The organism is Pararhodospirillum photometricum DSM 122 (assembly GCF_000284415.1).
GTDB classification, from domain to species: domain Bacteria; phylum Pseudomonadota; class Alphaproteobacteria; order Rhodospirillales; family Rhodospirillaceae; genus Pararhodospirillum; species Pararhodospirillum photometricum.
The window spans coordinates 1,361,392-1,377,983 of sequence record NC_017059.1; the positions used below are offsets into that span (position 1 = coordinate 1,361,392).

Here is a 16,592-nt window from a genome sequence, read left to right on the forward strand (position 1 = left end):
GCGACCAGGGAGACGGCCATGACCGACCACCGCCCCGCCTCTTCGCCCGAGCCGCCCTATCGCCTCAACACCGTGACCGTCAGGGCCGTCTGGGGCTGGCTTGACCGGGCTTGGGCCGATATCTGCGCGGCCCCCTTCTCCAGCTTGCTCTACAGCGCCCTGTTCGTGCTGTTGGGCTTTGGCGTGACCGGGGGCTTGCTGCTCCTCGACATGGCCTGGGCCATCTTGCCGATGATGGGCGGCTTTCTCCTGGTGGGGCCGGTGCTGGGCACGGGCCTTTACGAAATCAGCCGGATCGTGGAGGCCGGCGGTCCCCCCCAACCGTTCGCTGCTCTGCTGGCCTTTCGCCGCGCTCCCCAAGGCCTGCTGTTTGCCGGCTTGACCTTTACCTTGCTGCTGCTGGCGTGGCTGCGCTTTGTCGCGGTGCTGTTTGCCCTGTCCTTCCCGTATGTCGGGCCCTCGTGGGCCGATCTGGTCCACGAAACCTTGACGACCTTGGATGGCGCCGTGTTTGTGGCGGTGAGCGCTGGGGTGGGCGGGGCGTTTGCCGTGGTGGCTTTCGTGATCGGGGTCATCGCCTTGCCGGTGATGATTGACCAGCGGTGGGACTTCTTCCGGGCCGCGCACCTGTCCTTGCGGGTGGTGCGGGCCAATCCGGCGCCTCTCGCCGCCTGGGCCGCCTTGATCGCCTTGTTTGTCGGCGCAGGCTTGATGATGGGGCTGATCGGCTTGGTGCCGGCCTTGATGCTGGTCGGCCACGCCTCCTGGCACGCCTATCGCTCGTTGGTCGAGTTTCCCGACCCGGCGTAGGGTCCCCGGAAGGGAAGGGGGGGGAGGCCGCGCTTTCCCAGCCTTCCCCCTTTACCCCCGCTCTAAGAACCCCCGCAGCACCTGGACCACGGTCTCGGGCTGCTCGGCATGCACCCAGTGCCCGGCGTTTTTCACCGTCACCACCCGGGCCGTCGGAAACAAACGGCGAAGGGCGTCCCGATCGCTGTCGGGCACGTAGTCGCTCCGTTCGCCGCGCACGACCAGCGTGGGTCCCGGCCATGCGGCCTGGTCGCCAACGTCAGGAAACCCACTAAGCGCCGGCACCGCCGCCCGCAAGGCGGGCAGGTTGAGGTGCCAGCGCCAGCCGCCATCCTCGCGCCCCAGGTTTTGCAGCAAAAAGGCCCGCAACGCGGGGTCGGGGAGGGAGGGGGCCAACAAGGTGTTGGCGGCCTCACGGCTGGGCAGATCGACCGGCAGAGCCTGCAAGGCAGCGATCACCGCGTCCAAGGTGGCCCGGCCGGGGGACACCCCGGGACTGATATCGATCACGCCCAGCGCCCCCACCAGCGTGGGCCGGGTCAGGGCCAAGGTCATGGCGGTTTTGCCGCCCATGGAATGACCGATCACCACCGGCCGCTCCAGGCCATGGGCCTCGATGTAGGCCGCGACATCCCCAGCCAGGGCGGGATAGGTCATGACGTCGCTCCACGGCGAGTCGCCATGGTTGCGAGCGTCAAGCAGGTGGAGGCTGGCGAGATCTTGCAGCCGACCGGCGATGGCCCGCCAGTTGCGCCCCCTGCCGAACAGGCCATGCAAGATCACCACCGGCCGACCATGGCCAAGGCGGGTGGCGGCCAGGGTCAGCGGCTCGCTCACGACGGGGCCTCTCCCGGAGGCGGCGGGGCCGGCTCGACGCAGGTAAAGAACGCCACGTGGGGAGCGAGCCACGTGCAGCCATACCGCTCCGTGAGGTGGTAGCGAGCCTTTTTGTTGTCCTTGGCGCAATGGGCATCCGCCAGGGCCTGGAGGGTTTTGGCCTGGGCCGCCTCGTTCCCGCTGTAACAGACGGCGGCAATGGTTGCGGTGCCCCGCATGGGCAGGGCCACGGTCGAGCGCTCGCGGATTTGGACGTAATCGACGAAAGGCTCGCTGGCGCAGCCTCCCGCCAGCAGGGGCAGGGCCAGGACAAGGGCCGGAGCGAAGCGGAACACGAGCGGCGATCTCCCGATCTCAGAGGGCGGTGATGTCAAGGGTCAGGCTGCCCGAGCGGGGGCCAGAAAGGCCGCGAGCGGTGTTGGCAAAGACATACAAATACCCCGCCGTGCGCGGTTCCACCATGCCCGTGGCCCCAAGAGCCAGGGTTTCCCCGCCGTCGTCGCCGGGAATGTGCCCGACCAAGCTCCCCCAGGGCAAGGTGGGGGCCCGTCGGGTCCCCGGCAGGGGGGGCAAGGACTGGCCCATATGGTGGTGCCAGACCCGGCCCAGCGTCGCCAGGGCGTGCGAGACGAGTTGGCCCGGGGTGACAGTGTGGGAGCCGTTGTCGCTGATCCCGCCAGGGCCACAGGTCAACAGCCCCAGATGCCAGCGTCCCGTGGCCTCGACCCGATACAAGCGCCCGGCTTCCAGCCACAGCCCGGTGGGGGTCCAGGGGCAGGCGGCGTCCACCTCCACCCGCTGGGTTTCGCCGGCAGCGAGGATCCGGGTCGGCCAATAGGGCGTCGTGGGATCGGGCGGTGCCGTGTGGCGGGCGCGGGCCAGGGGGTGGAGGGGGGCCTGGGGGTCGGCGAAGCAGGGCACGGCCCGCGGCGCGCCGTTCTGGCTGGCGCGGATGGGGAGCGGCCCGCCCTCGACGGGGCGGGGGTCGCCACGCAGCGCCAGACCACAGGCCGCCGCCTGCTCCATCATCCAGGCCAGCGCGGCATTGGACAGGCTGGTTTGGCCGAGCGCGCCGCCCACGTCCTCGTGGGTGCCAGGAAACCAGAGCTGGGAGACGGTGCGCCGAGCCGCGACGTTGCTCCACGGCGCCGGGGGGCTGCGGGTTTCGTCGAGGGCGAAGGCCTGGCAGGCGTGACGCACCCGATCGCTCAGACGGTCATCGGCAAAGGTCTCCCGCGTGGGGAAGGCCCCGATCCCCCAAAGCGCGGAGTCCAGCGGGATGCCGAGCGGTCCCAAGGTTTCCCACACGCCGAGAAAGTGGATGTCGGCGGGATAGGGGGGCGGGCAGCCCTCGGGCAGCGGGGTGCGGGCCCGGTAGGCGGCGAGCAGCGTGGGCCCCGTCTCCAGGTGCCGGGCGGTGGGCAGGCCATAGCGGACGATCAGGGCGGCGAGGGTGCGGGCGATGGTGGCGCCTTGGCTCAGGCCCACCAGAAAGATGCGGTCGCCCGGCTGGAAGGTTTCCCCCAGCCAGGACAGGCCGGCCAGCACAGACGGGCCCAGCAGGTCGGTCGGGGCGCCCCAGGGACGTCCCCGGGGGGGGCGGCCGGGTCCCGCGATCAGCACGCGGCGTTGTGGCTCGCCCTGGGCGGTGGTGTCGGCCAGCGCCTGATAAAGACGGGTCACGTTCGTGGTGGGGGACGGGTCGCCATTCCCCCCGGCCCGGTGCCACAGGCCGTCGCAACACACGATCAGATGGGCCATGCTGTCTCCCGTTGCGTCCTTTCATGCCCTTGCCCCAAAAGCAGGCCGGGAAGGCGCGACCTCCCCGGACTCTTCGGTTTCGTTGGGGTCAGGCTTCCTCGTCCACGGCGCGGGCCAGGGCGGCGAAGCCTTCGACCGGGATGGTCTCGGCGCGGGCGGTCGGGTCCAACCCGGCGGCGGCGCACAAGGCGACCGGATCGCCCAAAGGCTTGAGGCTGGTCCGCAGCATCTTGCGTCGTTGGCCAAAGGCGGCTGCCGTGACGCGCTCCAAGGTCTCCAGACGGGCCGGCGCCAGGGGCTCGGGCCGAGGGTCGAGGCGTACCACGGTGGAGGTCACGGCGGGCGGCGGCACGAAGGCCTTGGGGTGAACCTCGAACTGGGGCGTGACCCGGCACAGCCACTGAGTGATCACCGACAGGCGTCCATAGTCCTTGGTGTCGGGGCGCGCGGCCAGACGGTCCACGACCTCCTTTTGGAACATCAGCACCAAGCACTCGAAGGCGGTGGCGTGCTTGAGCCAGCCCAACAGCAGCGGCGTGGCCACGTTATAAGGCAGGTTGGCCACAATGCGGCGGGGCGCCTCGCCCAAGTGGGCCACGTCCACGCTCAGGGCGTCGCCCTGGATCACGCTTAGTCGGCCGGGGCAGGCCTGATCAATCTCGGCCAGGGCCCCCAAACAACGGGGGTCGCGTTCAATGGCGATCACCTCGCGGGCCCCGTGGGCCAGCAGGGCCCGGGTCAGGCCGCCGGGCCCGGGGCCAATCTCGATGACCGATCCCTGGTCCAGTGCTCCGGCCGCCCGAGCGATACGGCCCGTGAGGTTGAGGTCAAACAGGAAATTTTTGCCCCAACGCCTTGCGGGCATCGAGCCCGTGGCGGGCGATCACCTCGCGCAGGGGCGGCAGGGCATCAAGCGTATCCGGGCTCACGCGGCCTCCGGGGCAGGGGGGAAGCGCCGGTGGCGGGCCATCTCGGCCGCAAGGCGCAAGGCCGCCATCAGGCTGTCGGGACGGGCGGTGCCCTGGCCGGCCAGGCCAAAGGCGGTCCCGTGGTCGGGCGAGGTCCGCACAAAGGGCAGGCCCAGCGTCACGTTGACCCCTCCATGAAAATCCAGGGTCTTGATCGGGATCAGGGCTTGGTCGTGGAGCATGCACAGGGCCACGTCGTAGTCGGCGCGGGCCTCGGCATGAAACAAGGTATCAGCCGGCAGGGGGCCGCGCACGTCGAGCCCAGCCGCGCGCAACGCGGCCACCGCCGGGGCAATCACGTCGCGGTCCTCGGTCCCCAAGGTGCCGTCTTCCCCGGCATGAGGGTTGAGGCCGGCCACCGCCAGACGCGGACGAACCAGCCCGAAGTCGCGGGTCAAGGCCGCCGCCGTCAGGTGGGCGGTGGTCTCGATCAGCGCCGGCGTGAGCTGATCAAGGGCGCGACGCACCGAGATATGCACCGTGACCGGCACCACCCGCAAGCCGGGGCACGCCAGCATCATCACGGGCTGACAGGGCGCCCCAGGCCAGTGGCGTTGGGCCAACACCCCCAGAAACTCGGTATGCCCGGGATAGGCAAAGCCACCCTCTTGCATCAGGCGCTTGTGCAGCGGCAAGGTGACAAGGCCCTCCACGGCGCCCTCGGCACACAGGGCCACCGCCGCCTCCAGGCACGCCTGCACCGCGGGCGCATTGGCTGCGGTGCCCTGGCCGGGCAAAACCGGTTGGGCCAAGCCCCGGGATATCGGCAGCACGGGCAGGGCGCGGTCGAACACGGCGCGGGCGGCGGCCGGGTGGTCCACGACCGCGACCGGCCCCAGACCGAGGGCCTGGGCGATGCCCTGGATCCAGTCGGGATCGGCGATCAGGACGAAGGGCGGCAGCGCGTCGGCCCGGCGGCTCCAGGCCATCAGGGCGATCTCGCCGCCGATGCCAGCCGGCTCGCCCATGCTCAGGGCGAGCAACGGCGCCGCCTCAGATCCGCACATCGATCAGGGCCTGCTGGCGAAGGTCGCGCAACCGGCGCTGGGCCAAGCCTTCGAGCTTTTGCTGGGCCAGACGCTCGTGCAGCGCATTGCGGTCGGGCAAGCCGCCCGTGGGCCGGTCGCAGACCATCATGACCAGATCGGCGCCTTCGACGCTCAAGCGCGGCGAGGGCTGGCCCACGGGCAAATCGCGCACCGCGTCGCGGATCGGCGGCGGCAGGCGCTGGGGATCCACCGGCCCCAGGGAGCCCGAGGGCGGGCCAATCTCGCGGGCCAGGGCGTCGAACGCCTCGCAACCCCGGATGTTTTTGAGACGGGCTTCGGCGTTTTGCCGCACCTCGGCCTTCACGGCCTGGGGGCCGCGGGTAATCAGCACCAAGCGGGACATCGGCCATGCGCTGGTGTTTTGCTGGCCGGCCAGCCGGCGGTCCCGCAGCAGCACGATATGATAGCCGCCAAAGGTGCGGATGGGCTGGGAGAGGTTCCCCGGCGCCATCTGTCCCAGAACCCCCAACAGATCCTGATCGACATCGCCGGGGCCGACCCAGCCGAGATCGCCGCCTTTTTGGGCGGAGGGCCCGCGCGAGAACTGCCGGGCGAGGGCGGCGAAGTTGGCGCCTTGGCGCAACTGGTCGATCAGACGGGCTCCGGCGCTTTGGACCTCGGCATCCTGGGCGGGATCATCGACGGCGAGAAAGATGTCGGCTACCAGATACTCGGGTTGGCCCAGATTGCGCTTGAGGTTGTTTTCGTAGATCGCAACTTCCTCATCCGAGACATTGACGCGTGGAACCAAGGTTTTTTGTACAACCTTGATCCACCCCATTTCGGCGCGCACCTGGCGCTCCAGGCTGCCCCAGTCGAGGCCGGCCTCCTTGAAGGCTTTTCGCAGGCCGCCCGGTGGCAGGTTGTTTTGCCCTTCCAGCCGCTTCACGCCTTGCTCAATGTCCTCGGGCCCCACGCTGATCTTGACCCGCTCCACTTCCTGGAGCTTCAGGGTTTCGTCGATCAGGGCACGCAGGATCTGGGGCGCGAGGCGCTGGCGGATTTCCGGGGAATTGGGCAGGCGGCTGGTCGCCATCACGATATCCATGCGGGCGTTCAAGTCGCGCAGGGACACGGCATCTTGATTGATCACCGCCGCGATGCGCTCCGCGCCCGCCGTCGGAGCCGCCGCCGGTCGGTCGGCCCCGGTCGCCGAAGCCGCCAGAACTGGGGAGACCAGGGGGAGGGGGATCAGGGTCAGGGCCAGCCCCAGCAGCGCGGCCCGCCCGGAGCGGGGAAACGATCGAAGGGAAACGAAGTGCTCCACGACGGGCCTCGGTCAACTGGAGGAGTCGCCCAGGCTGGGCGAGAAGGAGTAAGAGCCTAGCGTTTTCAGGGTCAGGGTGAACATCAGCGTTGTCCCTCCCTTGACATCGTATTCAACCGTGTGGTCTCGCGTATAAGTTGTGGCGATGCTGAGGCATTCGTCGTCGTACCCCACGGCAAGGGCCGTGCGCACCGATTTGTTCCGGTCGAAGCTGTATGTGTGGGCGCCCGATACGACCCAGTGACGCGCAACGCGGGTCGCCCCGAAGCCGGTGATTTCCTGCCGATCCTTGAGGACGTCGCCATCCAGCGTGGTGGTGGTGTCGGCGTACAGGTAATTGACACCGCCGTTGACCAAGGTATTGCCCCCGGAGAGGCGCAGGACATGACGCTGCGGCACGAGGCTGTCGTGGTCAAGCTGGGTGTCGTACTGCATGCTGAGATGGGCGGACGGCGTATAGCGGATGCGCGCCACCACGTCGGACAGTGTGTGGTCCAGGCCCGAGCCGGCGCGAAACAAGTCGGTGTCGGTGCCCAGGCGATAGGACTGGCCGGCCTCGATGTCGAGCACATCGCCCTTGTCGCCGGCATAGGCATAGCGCAGCGAGTAGGCGGTCCATTCGCCACCCTCCACCCGGTCATGGCCGGGCACGCGCGAGGGCTGAAACAAGTTGCCCACATCCAAAGTGACCACCCGACTGTCCTCGTTGGGAATCTCGTCGGGGTTGTTGTCGGGCAGGGCGGCAAACACCCCCACTTTCGGTTCGATCACCTGGGAATAGCCGGCCCCCGTCGCGATCAGGGGGTGGCGCCAGATCACCCCGCCCTGAGGCACCACCCGCGCCACCGAGCCATCGAAACGGTGACCCGAGTCGAGGGTTTGATCGACCACGTGATAGAAGTCCCCGCGCACTGCCGCCAGGGCGGTGATCTCGTTGCCCAAGCCGTCGCGCAGGGGCACCGAATAGCGTGAGCCCACACTCACCCGCTCGGAATCTGTGCCCGAGGGTCGGCGCAGCACCACGCTGTTGAGCGCCGTCTCCACGTGGCCATTCGACCATAACGGGTCGGAGAGCAAGGTCATGTCGGCCAGCAGCGGCACGGCGGTCATGCCCGATTGGGCTACCCCTTCCGTCACCGACTGGAAGTAAAATCCCTCCACCGAGGCGCTGGAGCGCAGGCCGAAGCCCTCCAAGCTCAGATGGTTCGTCAGGTAGTCCACGTTGTTGGGCGGGGAAACGTCGATGCGGCGCAGGTAGACCGGCCGCGTCGTCAGGGAGCTTTCCAGCGAGGCGCGCCACACCGGGTCCAGGTGCCAAGTGGCCTTGGAGGCATAATATCCCTGGGTCCAGCCGTCCTCGTCATAGGGATTGAAAGAGCCGTTGAACGTCAGAGCCCCCCGGCTGAAGTTGCGATTCAGGTCGCCTTTTAAGATGGCGTACTGCTTTTCGGTATATTGCAGCGTCAGCTTGGCATCGGAGTGGTCGTCGAACACAAGATAATAGGGCAGTTGAAGCTCGCCCCCCAGGCGGTCGGACGACCCGGTTGAGGGGGCCAGAAAACCAGAGCGGCGGTACACCGTGGAGTCGGCTTGGCTCAGATAGGGCGTGTAGAGCACCGGCACTCCGAACGCCTCAATCCAGGCATCGTGAAACACGACCTCCTGCTCGGCCTCGTCGTGCGTGACCCGCGCCGCCTTGACCTGCCAACTGGGCGGGGGCTGCCGGGGGCCGTCGCGTCGTCCGGTCAGGGTGGGCAGCGGCGAGGCCTCGCCCGAGCACGAGTCGCACGCCGTGTAAACCCCGCGGGCAAACTCCTTTTTTTGGGTCTGCGACGAGCGTTCGCCATACAGCGCCGCCAGCCGGGTTCCCGACGGCGACAGGATCTGAATGCCGCGCACAAATCCGTCGCGCAAATCGCCGGTCAGTTCCATGTAATCGGCAAAGGTTGTCTCGGGCCCCTGGGCCGGCGCCGGCGTGCCGGGCAGTGTCCGCTCGGTCAGCGAGACATGGCCCGAGGCCGTGACCATTTTATCGACGGTGTTGTAGGTCACCACGTCGGCCCGCAGCACCTTGGGGCCGCTCACCACCACCACGTTGCCGCGCGCCGTCACCACACCCAGGTCGTCGTCGCGCGTCAGGCTGTCGGCATCGACCAGGGTTTCGCCCTCGGGCACGGGATCGCTTTGAACAGCGAGCGTCTGCGTGGGGGCCGCCGGCGCCGGTTTGGCGGGGGCCAAGGCCGGCGGCAGTACCGGTTTCTTGGGGGCCGCGGGCGGCGCCGCCTGGATCGACGCCGACGGAACCGGGGCGGCGACCACGTCGGCCCTTGGCAGCGGCCTTGCGGGGGGTGGCCCGCACGGGCGGGCGGTGCGCCGAGGTGCGGCACGGCGGCCCGGTCTTGTTTGTCTTTTCCGGCATGGGGCCGCAGTGGCCGGGCATGGGCCGGATGCTGGCGGCGAGCGAGCCGGTGTTTCGCCAGACGCTGGAGGAAATCGACGCCCTCTGGGCCCCGCTGGCCGGATTTTCCCTGAGCGCCACCCTCCTGGCGGGCGAGACCCCCGATGCGCCTTGGCCCTGTCGCTTGGCCCAGCCTGCGGGCTTTGCTTTCCAGTGCGCCGTGGTGCGGGTTCTGGCCCGCCACGGCCTGCGGCCCGACGGATGCCTGGGCCATTCGGCCGGGGAGGTGGCCGCCGCTTTTTGCGCCGGGCACCTGAGCTTGGAGGACGCCGTGCGGGTGTGCTGGGCGCGCTCCCGGTTGCAAGATCAGCGGGCCGGCCGGGGGGGCTTGCTGGCGGTGCGGCTGCCCCAGGCGGCGGTGGCGGCGCTGCAAGAGCAGGTGCCGGGGCTGGCCCTGGCCGCGCTGAATGGCCCAACGGCCCTGACGCTCGCCGGATCCAACGCGGTTCTGGCCGAGGCACAGGCGCTGTTGCGCCGCCAAGGCGTGCCCTGGCGCCGGTTGCCTGGGGAGATCGCGTATCACAGTGCCGACATGGACCCGCTGGAAGCGCCCTTGCGCGCGGCCCTGGCGGGGCTTGCGCCGCGGGAGCCGTCGCTTCTGCTGTTCTCCAGTGTGACCGCCCGACGAGTTTCGGTCGAGGCGGGGATGGAGGCCGCCTATTGGTGGGACAATGTGCGCCAGCCCGTGCGGTTTCACGAAGCGCTGGCGGCCGCTTTTGCCTTGGGCGTGCGCCACTGCTTGGAGATTGGGGCCCGACCGGTGTTGCAAGGTCCGCTGCGCGAGGCGGCGCGCGCGCAGACCCAGCCTATCGTGGTCCTGCCCGTCTTGGACGGCGGGCCCGACGAGGCGGCGGCGCTGCACCACGCCCTGGCCCGCCACTACGAGAGCGGGGGAGGGCTCGACTGGCGGGCCCAGGCGCCCGAGGGCCGGCTGGTCGGGCTGCCCGTGACCGCGTGGCAGCGCCGGCCGTTCTGGCACGAAGCCGAGGTGCAGGCCTTGGACCGGCGGGGCGATCCGGCGGCCAGTCCATGGGCCGAGCCGGCCGCCCAGCCGCGCACGTGGCGGGCCGACCTTAATCGAACTCTTTTTGCCTTTCTCGCGGATCACCGGATCGAGGGCGTGCCGGTCCTGCCCGGCGCGGCGGCTTTGGAGGCCGCACTCCAGGCCGGGCAGGCGGCCGGAGCCTTTGCCGCCGACACGCCGTTGTGTCTTGAAGCCTGTCGCTTTCCGGGTCTTTTTCCGTTGACCCGACGCCACGAGCAGGTTCTTGACAGCCGCGTGGTGGCCGAGGCGCTGGAGGTTCTGGCCTACGATCCGGCCCGGCCGGCACACGTCACCCGGGTTCTCACGGCCCGGATTGGGGAGGCAGCGCCGCGCCCTGCGGCCTGCGTGGTGGGCGATCTCGCCGCCCGGGCCCCGCATCCGGTTGACCTGGAGGCGCAGCGGGCGCGGCTAGGGCATGGCCCGGCGTTTCAGGGGCCGTCTTTCCTCTCCCTGGCGGCGGATGGCGGCGCAGCCTTGGCCCGGATCAGCCTTCATCGGCCGAGTTGTCCGGTTCCCGAGGTCCAGGGGGTGCCGGCCTTGCTCGACGGGGTGTTTCAGGCCGCCTTGGCCTTGCGGGTGGGGGAGGGGGCGGTCGTTTTGACCGCCGTCCAGCGCCTGAGCGTGTACACCCCCCTGCCGGCCACGGTGTGGGCGTGGATTACGCTCGCCAGCGACGATTCTGCCTTGGGAGAGTGCAGCGCGTGGGTGCTGGACGACGACGGGGTCTGTCTGGCCCGGCTGGATGGGGTGACGGCCCGGCCCTTGCGGCGGCTCACGTCCCCCATTCCCCGGCCCGACTTTTTTCGGGCGCCGGGCTGGGAGGTCGTCCCGGTCCAGCCAGATCCCCCTGCCGCCTTCGGGGGGCGGCCGGTGCGTGTGGTTGCCCCGGCCGGGCCGCAGGCCGAGCGCTTGAAGAACGCGCTGGGGGCGGTGGCTCCGGCCGTCGAGGTGACGCTTCTCCCTATGGCGCCGCTGGTCGAGGGGCTGGCCACGCTCCTGGCCTTGGGGGGGGAGCCGGGCCGGGGGCGGTTATGTTTCCTGACCCACGATGCCCAGCCGGTGACGCCCCAAGATCAGGTCCGGCCCGATCAGGCGGCGGTGTGGGGGCTGGGGCGTGCGTTGTGCAACGACATCGGCGATGTTTCGCTGATTGATGTTACGAGCGCGGATTCCTGGGCCGAGGGGCCGGCACTGGAGCGTCTTTGGCAGGAGATTGGGGCCGGAGTTCCGGCGATCGCCCTGCGGGCCGGGCAGCGCTATCGCCCGTGTTTTGTCCCGGTTGCCGAGTCCGAGGACGCGCCGTGGCGGGGCGATCCTGGCCGCAGCTATCTGGTGACGGGCGGGCTTGGCGGCTTTGGTCAGGCCCTGGCCCTGTGGCTGGTCCGCCACGGTGCCGGGCGGGTTGTGCTGACGAGCCGGTCGGTGCCATCCCAGGCCCGGGTGGCGCCGCTGGCCCGCGCCGTGGGCTGTCTGGGGGGCGAGATGGCGGTTCGACCCCTGGATGTGACCGATCCTCAGGCGGTGCGCGCCCTGATGCGGGAGTTGGCGAGGACCGATCGTCCCTTGGCCGGGGTGTTTCACTGGGCCGGCCAGACCCGCGACCGGCCGGCCCGTGACCTCACCGAGGCCGATGTGCGCGCGGTGCTGGCGCCCAAGGTGGAGGGTGCCCTGGCCCTGCATCAGGCCAGTCTGGATCTGGGGATTGAGACCTTTGTGATGGCGTCGTCCTTGAGTGCCCTCCTGGGCACGCCGCGTCAGGCGGCGTATGCGGCGGCCAATGCCTTTCTCGATGGCTTGGCCTGGGCGCGCCACCGCGCCGGTCTTCCGACGCTCAGTGTCAATTTTGGTCCGATTGCCGGGGTGGGCATGGCAGCGTCGGCCCCGGTTGCGGCTTTTTTGAGCGCGGCGGGCCTGCCGCTCCTTGACCCGGCGGTTGCCTTGGCGGGCTTGGGCGCGGCCTTGCGCTCGGGGCGGCCCCAGATCTGTCTTGCCCGCGCGTTCGACACGGCCCGCTGGGAACGCAGGAGACCTCGCCTGCGCCTGGGAAGGGAGGGGGAAAGCGACGGCGAGCGGGGGCGGCGGCTCGCGCTCCAGTGCCGGGACCTGCTGGCCGGGATCATCAAAAACCTCCCCCGATCACCTGTCCCTGGACACCCCGCTTGATCGCCTGGGACTCGACTCTCTGGCGGCGGTCGAGTTTCAGGCCGCCGTTGAACGGGACCTGGGCCACGTCATGCCCCTGGCCGCGCTCTTGGGCGGGCAAACCCTGCTCGACCTCGCGGCCGCCATGGTCTGCGCCGATCCATCCTAACCTCCCCCAAAACGCCCGAGGGGTCTGGGGAGGCCCGCCTCCCCAGCCTTCCCTTCAAACACGGTTCTTAGTATAAAAAATAACCCTTCATTACAAAAAACCCGTTTTAATTTTAATAGGCAAAAAAATATCTTCTCCCCACCTCCCCAAAACCACTTCACCCCTCAGGTCTATCTGGAAGGTCCCCTCATGAAAAACGAGATCCTGAGCCTGATCGCCGACTTCCTGGAGGTCAAACCAGAAGAACTCCAAGACTATAAAACCCTGGAAGACCTTGATATCGATTCGCTCGATTTTGTCGAGATCATGTTTGAGATCGAAGAAAAATATGACGCCCCCGTCCTGAGCCATATGCAGCGCTGCCGTGACCAACTGCATACTCTGGGTGATGTCCTGAGCATGACCGAAGAGCTGATCCTCCAGCACCGGGGCGCGGGGCCGGCCCCCTCCCATGGATAAGCCCGCGCGCGTTGTCGTGACCGGCCTTGGGGTCTTGTCCGCCTTTGGTCAGGGCCGAGCCGAGTTCGAGGCGGGCCTGTTTGCCAGCGCCTCGGCCCTGCGCCCCATCACCAGCCTGGACACCAGCCGGTTTGCCTGCCATTGGGGCGGCGAACTTCCCGGGTTCGACACTCAAGGCTTGGTGCGCAAGGCCGATGCCCATTGCTACGACCGGGTCAGTCTGCTGGCCCTTGCCGCCGCCGACGAAGCCCTGGCCGAGGCCGGGCTGGATCCCCAGAGCATCGGAGGACGGGCCGGCGTGATGATGGGCAGTGCCTTCGGGCCGGCGGCGTCCATCCAAGACGCGGTCGAGCGGGTCGCCCGGGACCAGCGGTTGCGACCGACCACCTTGCTCAAGATCATGCTCAACGGCCCCACCGCGGCCTTGGCCGCGCGCTATGGACTGGAGCGGGCCTCGACGGCCCATGTCACGGCCTGCGCCGCCTCGGGCCATGCCCTGGCCCAAGCGACCCGGTCCTTGCAACAAGGCGAGATGGACGTGTGTCTGGCCGGGGGCGCCGAGGCCTTTCCCGGGACCGCCCTCTTCGCCGCCTGGGATGCGCTCGCCGTCATGAGTCCGCAAACCGACCCGGCCACCGGGATCATGCGGCCTTTCACCCGCGAGCGGCAGGGCTTTGTCATTGGCGAGGCCGCCGCTGTTTTGGTGCTGGAGCGCCTGGAGCACGCCCAAGCCCGCGGGGCTCGCATCCTGGGCGAGATCCTGGGCTCGGGCGCCGTGTCCGATACCCCCAGCTTGACCCGGCCCACCCAACGCGGCATGGCCGGCGCCATGCGGGCCGCCTTGGCGGATGCGGGCCTGAGCCCGGCGCAGGTTGGCCACATCAACGCCCACGGCACCGCCACCGACCTGAACGACGCCCTGGAAAGCGCGGCGATTGCCGAGGTGTTTGGCGCGGGTCCCGTGGTGAGTGCCTGCAAGCCGGCCGTGGGGCATTGCATGGGGGCGGGCAGCGCGCTTGAGGCCGTCGCCACCGTGCTTGCCCTTCAGCGCCAGCAGGCTCCCCATGCCGTGGATCCCTTTTGGGAGGGGGTGGGTCTGGCGCCGGCGTGGCAGGGAGGCGGGCGGACCGTGCCGCTGGCGACCGATGTGGCCTTGTCCAACTCGTTTGCCTTTGGCGGGCACTTTGTGTCGTTGGCGTTTCGGCGCTTTCCCGCCACGTCGGCGGGGTGAGGGAAAGGAAGGCTGGGGAGGCGAGGGCCTCCCCAGACCCCTCGTTTAGCAGGGCTGCGGCGTCATGGGGTTAGCCAGCGCTTGGGAAAGGCGGGCGGCGACACTGGGCAGGGCCAGGGTGTCAAGAGGAGAGATCTCAACGCCCAGGGATCGAGCCAGGGTCAACACGGCCAGGACTGCGGCGAGGCGGCGCAGGTCCAGGGGTGTTTCCTCTGGCAGGGGGATTTCGATCAGCAGGCCGGCCGAGGTGGCAAGATCGAGGAGGGTCGTGACCTCCTCGCGCATCCCCTGGCGCTCGGCCTCTGGGAGATCGGGGACGGCGTTTAGGAGGTCTTCCCGCAAGGTGGTCGGCACCTCCCAGGCCGTCAGGCTTTCGGCGCGCAGGAGCGCTACCGCCTTGTCGCCCTCGCCCACCGCCCGATGCAAGGCAGCCCGCGCCTCGGCATGGCGGGCGCGCAGTCCCAAGACCGCGTTCCACGCCACTGCGACGCCCTCGGTGCCGGGTAGCAGGCCGGAGGGCAACCGCCGGGGATCGGGGGGCTGGGCCAAGGTGGCGCCGGCGGCCAGGGCGGCGGCCAGGGGGGGAGGCAGGGTCGGCAGGGCCGCCCACCGGGCAAAGCGCTCGTGCAGCGCCTGGACCGCATGGTCAAGGCTGGGACCCAAGGCATCGGGCGTCTGGGCGGCGGGCAGCGCGCGGCGCAGGGCTGAGACCCGTCGTTCCAGGCCGCGCGTGGCTGCTCCCAGGCCGCCCAGGTCGGGCCGCAGGGCCAGGAGCGCCAGGGCTTCCTCCAGCACCGCCCGCAACGCGGTGCGCGTGGCCGGATCGGCCGCGAGGCTGTCGGCCCCTCGCACGCCCAGCCCCCAGGCCACCCCCACGGCCTGCTCGTGAAGCGCCCTCACAGTGTCGTGGCCGGCGGTGACCTCGGCCAGCCACCCGGCGGCACGGCGCACGGCGGCGGCGGCCTCGGGCACGACCCCGGGGCCCAGGAGGGAGCGGGCCAGGGCGAGAAACAGCGACAAGGCGGGGGCGTGCGCCCGCAGCAAGGCCGGGTCCGGCTCGGCCGGTGCCCCGAGGACCGTGGGCCGGCCATCGGCGCCGGTCCCCAGCCACACCCCCTCCACCAGACAGGCGCGCCCGCCGTGGGKGTCGCTCAAGACGAGGCTGCCCTCGATGAAGGGGAGTTTCCACTGCCGGGCTACCTCGGCCACCGGGGTGGTGGTGGTGAGGGGCAGCGCCGCTCCGGTTTCCGGGTGGGCCGTGGCAAACAAGGCCAGCCCGGGCTCGCGGTCGGGCGGCGCGAGGGCAGGCACCAGGGGAGAAGATGTTCCCGCGCTGGCGAGGAAAGGCACGGTGCGAAAGCCTCCCCGGGCCCGCCAGCCGACCCGGGTTGCGTGCGCGAACCGTTGGGACAGGCAGCCCCGCAGCACCCGGGTCCAGGCATCGGCGCGGAAATCCTCAAGGTAGAGGGCCTGACAGGCCAAGGTGACGCCGATCACGCTGCGCGCCGGCAAGCGGCTTAACACCGTCGCCCGGTTGGCCGGAACCAGGGCAGCCGGCGACAGCAAGCTGGCCGTTTCTCCCTCGCCCCAGATCCGGTGGTGTGTGACCCATCGGGTATCGGGGGTGTCATCGGTGGTGAGGAGGGGGCTGGCCCGCTGGACCCAGGGGGCCCGGGTGAGGTGGGTCAACCCTTGGGCGAGGGGACCTTGGATCAGCGGACCGCCCGCCTCCTGGTGGAACAGCGCCCGCACGCTTGGCAGAACGGTCTCGTTGAGCGCAAACACCTGAAAAATCATTTCGCCCCAGCGGATCGAGCGGATCAGGTGGGTTCCAAAGTCGTGGAAGTAGTCCAGGTAGCGCTGGGCGTTTCGAGCGCTGATCCGCCCATGGAAGTCGGCACCTTCCTGGAACTGGTCGCTCAGGCGCAGGCGGGCCATGGCGTTGCGGCCTTCGGGGGTCAGCCACTGCTCGATTTTGCCCTTTCGGTTAAGGCCTAACCATTCTGGCGTGTAGTAGACGGTTTCGCGGGCACCGCGCAGCCGGGCCAGAAGATAGGCCGGGGCTGGCTGCTGGGTGAGGTCGAGACCCAGCCGGGCTTCCAACGGGGCCAGGGGCGCGTCGGCCATCAGCACGCTGGCCTCCAGGGACAAAGGGCCATCCAGGCCCACCATGGGGGTCACGCTATAGGCGAACAGGTGACCCAGCAGATCCTCGACGGTTTCGTGCAGGGAGAGGGTCAGGGGGTCCCAGAGAACGGGGGTCGTGGGGGGATCCGGGGGCTCGACGACCAGCGGCCGGTTGGGAGGCAGGGTCCAGGGAGAGGCCGCTGGGTAAAAGCAAGGGGCCAAGCCCGAGAGGAGATCGACCGGATCTCCAAGAGAGATGCTGACCATGA

General features: G+C 69.5%; 12 protein-coding genes and 1 pseudogene. 5 read left to right on the top strand and 8 right to left on the bottom strand.

Annotated elements, in window-relative coordinates; all coding sequences use genetic code 11:
* The first annotated feature begins 18 nt into the window (after nucleotides 1-18).
* A complete protein-coding gene (locus RSPPHO_RS05985; RefSeq protein WP_041794595.1) occupies nucleotides 19-810 on the top strand; it encodes a DUF2189 domain-containing protein in 792 nt (263 codons plus the stop codon).
* Nucleotides 811-861: 51 nt separating this feature from the next.
* On the opposite strand, the gene RSPPHO_RS05990 is transcribed toward RSPPHO_RS05985, so the two are convergent.
* The 7 genes and pseudogenes from RSPPHO_RS05990 to RSPPHO_RS06020 form a co-directional block, all read right to left on the bottom strand.
* Complete coding sequence (locus RSPPHO_RS05990) at nucleotides 862-1,647, bottom strand: alpha/beta fold hydrolase (protein WP_041794598.1); 786 nt, start codon at nucleotides 1,645-1,647, stop codon at nucleotides 862-864.
* Entirely contained in the window at nucleotides 1,644-1,982 is a 339-nt protein-coding gene (locus RSPPHO_RS05995) for a hypothetical protein (protein WP_041794601.1), read from the bottom strand. Before RSPPHO_RS05995 ends, RSPPHO_RS05990 begins: the two co-directional genes overlap by 4 nt.
* 19 nt (nucleotides 1,983-2,001) lie before the next feature.
* The gene (locus tag RSPPHO_RS06000; protein ID WP_014414369.1) at nucleotides 2,002-3,408 is read right to left on the bottom strand and encodes a phospholipase effector Tle1 domain-containing protein; all 1,407 of its coding nucleotides are present in this window, start codon (nucleotides 3,406-3,408) and stop codon (nucleotides 2,002-2,004) included.
* A gap of 88 nt (nucleotides 3,409-3,496) precedes the next feature.
* Nucleotides 3,497-4,337 (bottom strand): annotated as a pseudogene (gene rsmA, locus RSPPHO_RS06005) (16S rRNA (adenine(1518)-N(6)/adenine(1519)-N(6))-dimethyltransferase RsmA).
* Nucleotides 4,334-5,383, bottom strand: a complete 1,050-nt coding sequence (gene pdxA / locus RSPPHO_RS06010) for a 4-hydroxythreonine-4-phosphate dehydrogenase PdxA (RefSeq protein ID WP_014414371.1) — start codon at nucleotides 5,381-5,383, stop codon at nucleotides 4,334-4,336. Before pdxA ends, rsmA begins: the two are co-directional and overlap by 4 nt.
* Nucleotides 5,370-6,692, bottom strand: coding sequence for a peptidylprolyl isomerase (locus RSPPHO_RS06015; RefSeq protein WP_014414372.1), 1,323 nt, complete (start codon nucleotides 6,690-6,692; stop codon nucleotides 5,370-5,372). Before RSPPHO_RS06015 ends, pdxA begins: the two co-directional genes overlap by 14 nt.
* Nucleotides 6,693-6,704: 12 nt before the next feature.
* Nucleotides 6,705-9,011 carry an LPS-assembly protein LptD gene (locus tag RSPPHO_RS06020; RefSeq protein WP_014414373.1) on the bottom strand — a complete coding sequence of 769 codons (2,307 nt, stop codon included), beginning with the start codon at nucleotides 9,009-9,011 and terminating at the stop codon, nucleotides 6,705-6,707.
* An 8-nt stretch (nucleotides 9,012-9,019) separates the two neighbouring features.
* Between RSPPHO_RS06020 and RSPPHO_RS06025 the strand changes: the two genes are divergently transcribed.
* From RSPPHO_RS06025 to RSPPHO_RS06035, 4 genes are all read left to right on the top strand, one after another.
* A complete protein-coding gene (locus RSPPHO_RS06025; RefSeq protein ID WP_014414374.1) occupies nucleotides 9,020-12,358 on the top strand; it encodes an SDR family NAD(P)-dependent oxidoreductase in 3,339 nt (1,112 codons plus the stop codon).
* Between the two features lie 19 nt (nucleotides 12,359-12,377).
* Nucleotides 12,378-12,506, top strand: a complete 129-nt coding sequence (locus RSPPHO_RS21905; protein WP_422610590.1) for a hypothetical protein — start codon at nucleotides 12,378-12,380, stop codon at nucleotides 12,504-12,506.
* Between the two features lie 189 nt (nucleotides 12,507-12,695).
* The gene (locus tag RSPPHO_RS06030) at nucleotides 12,696-12,965 is read left to right on the top strand and encodes an acyl carrier protein (RefSeq protein WP_014414375.1); all 270 of its coding nucleotides are present in this window, start codon (nucleotides 12,696-12,698) and stop codon (nucleotides 12,963-12,965) included.
* Entirely contained in the window at nucleotides 12,958-14,196 is a 1,239-nt protein-coding gene (locus RSPPHO_RS06035; RefSeq protein ID WP_014414376.1) for a beta-ketoacyl-[acyl-carrier-protein] synthase family protein, read from the top strand. Before RSPPHO_RS06030 ends, RSPPHO_RS06035 begins: the two co-directional genes overlap by 8 nt.
* 45 nt (nucleotides 14,197-14,241) lie before the next feature.
* On the opposite strand, the gene RSPPHO_RS06040 is transcribed toward RSPPHO_RS06035, so the two are convergent.
* A complete protein-coding gene (locus RSPPHO_RS06040; protein WP_041794609.1) occupies nucleotides 14,242-16,590 on the bottom strand; it encodes a hypothetical protein in 2,349 nt (782 codons plus the stop codon).
* Between the last annotated feature and the right edge of the window lie 2 nt (nucleotides 16,591-16,592).

Excerpts from the sequence above, each read along its gene's own strand:
- RSPPHO_RS05985 (WP_041794595.1), top strand. The coding sequence starts at position 19 with ATGACCGACCACCGCCCCGCCTCTTCGCCCGAGCCGCCCTATCGCCTC.
- RSPPHO_RS06000 (WP_014414369.1), bottom strand. The coding sequence starts at position 3,408 with ATGGCCCATCTGATCGTGTGTTGCGACGGCCTGTGGCACCGGGCCGGG.
- pdxA (WP_014414371.1), bottom strand. The coding sequence starts at position 5,383 with ATGTGCGGATCTGAGGCGGCGCCGTTGCTCGCCCTGAGCATGGGCGAG.
- RSPPHO_RS06030 (WP_014414375.1), top strand. The coding sequence starts at position 12,696 with ATGAAAAACGAGATCCTGAGCCTGATCGCCGACTTCCTGGAGGTCAAA.
- RSPPHO_RS06035 (WP_014414376.1), top strand. The coding sequence starts at position 12,958 with ATGGATAAGCCCGCGCGCGTTGTCGTGACCGGCCTTGGGGTCTTGTCC.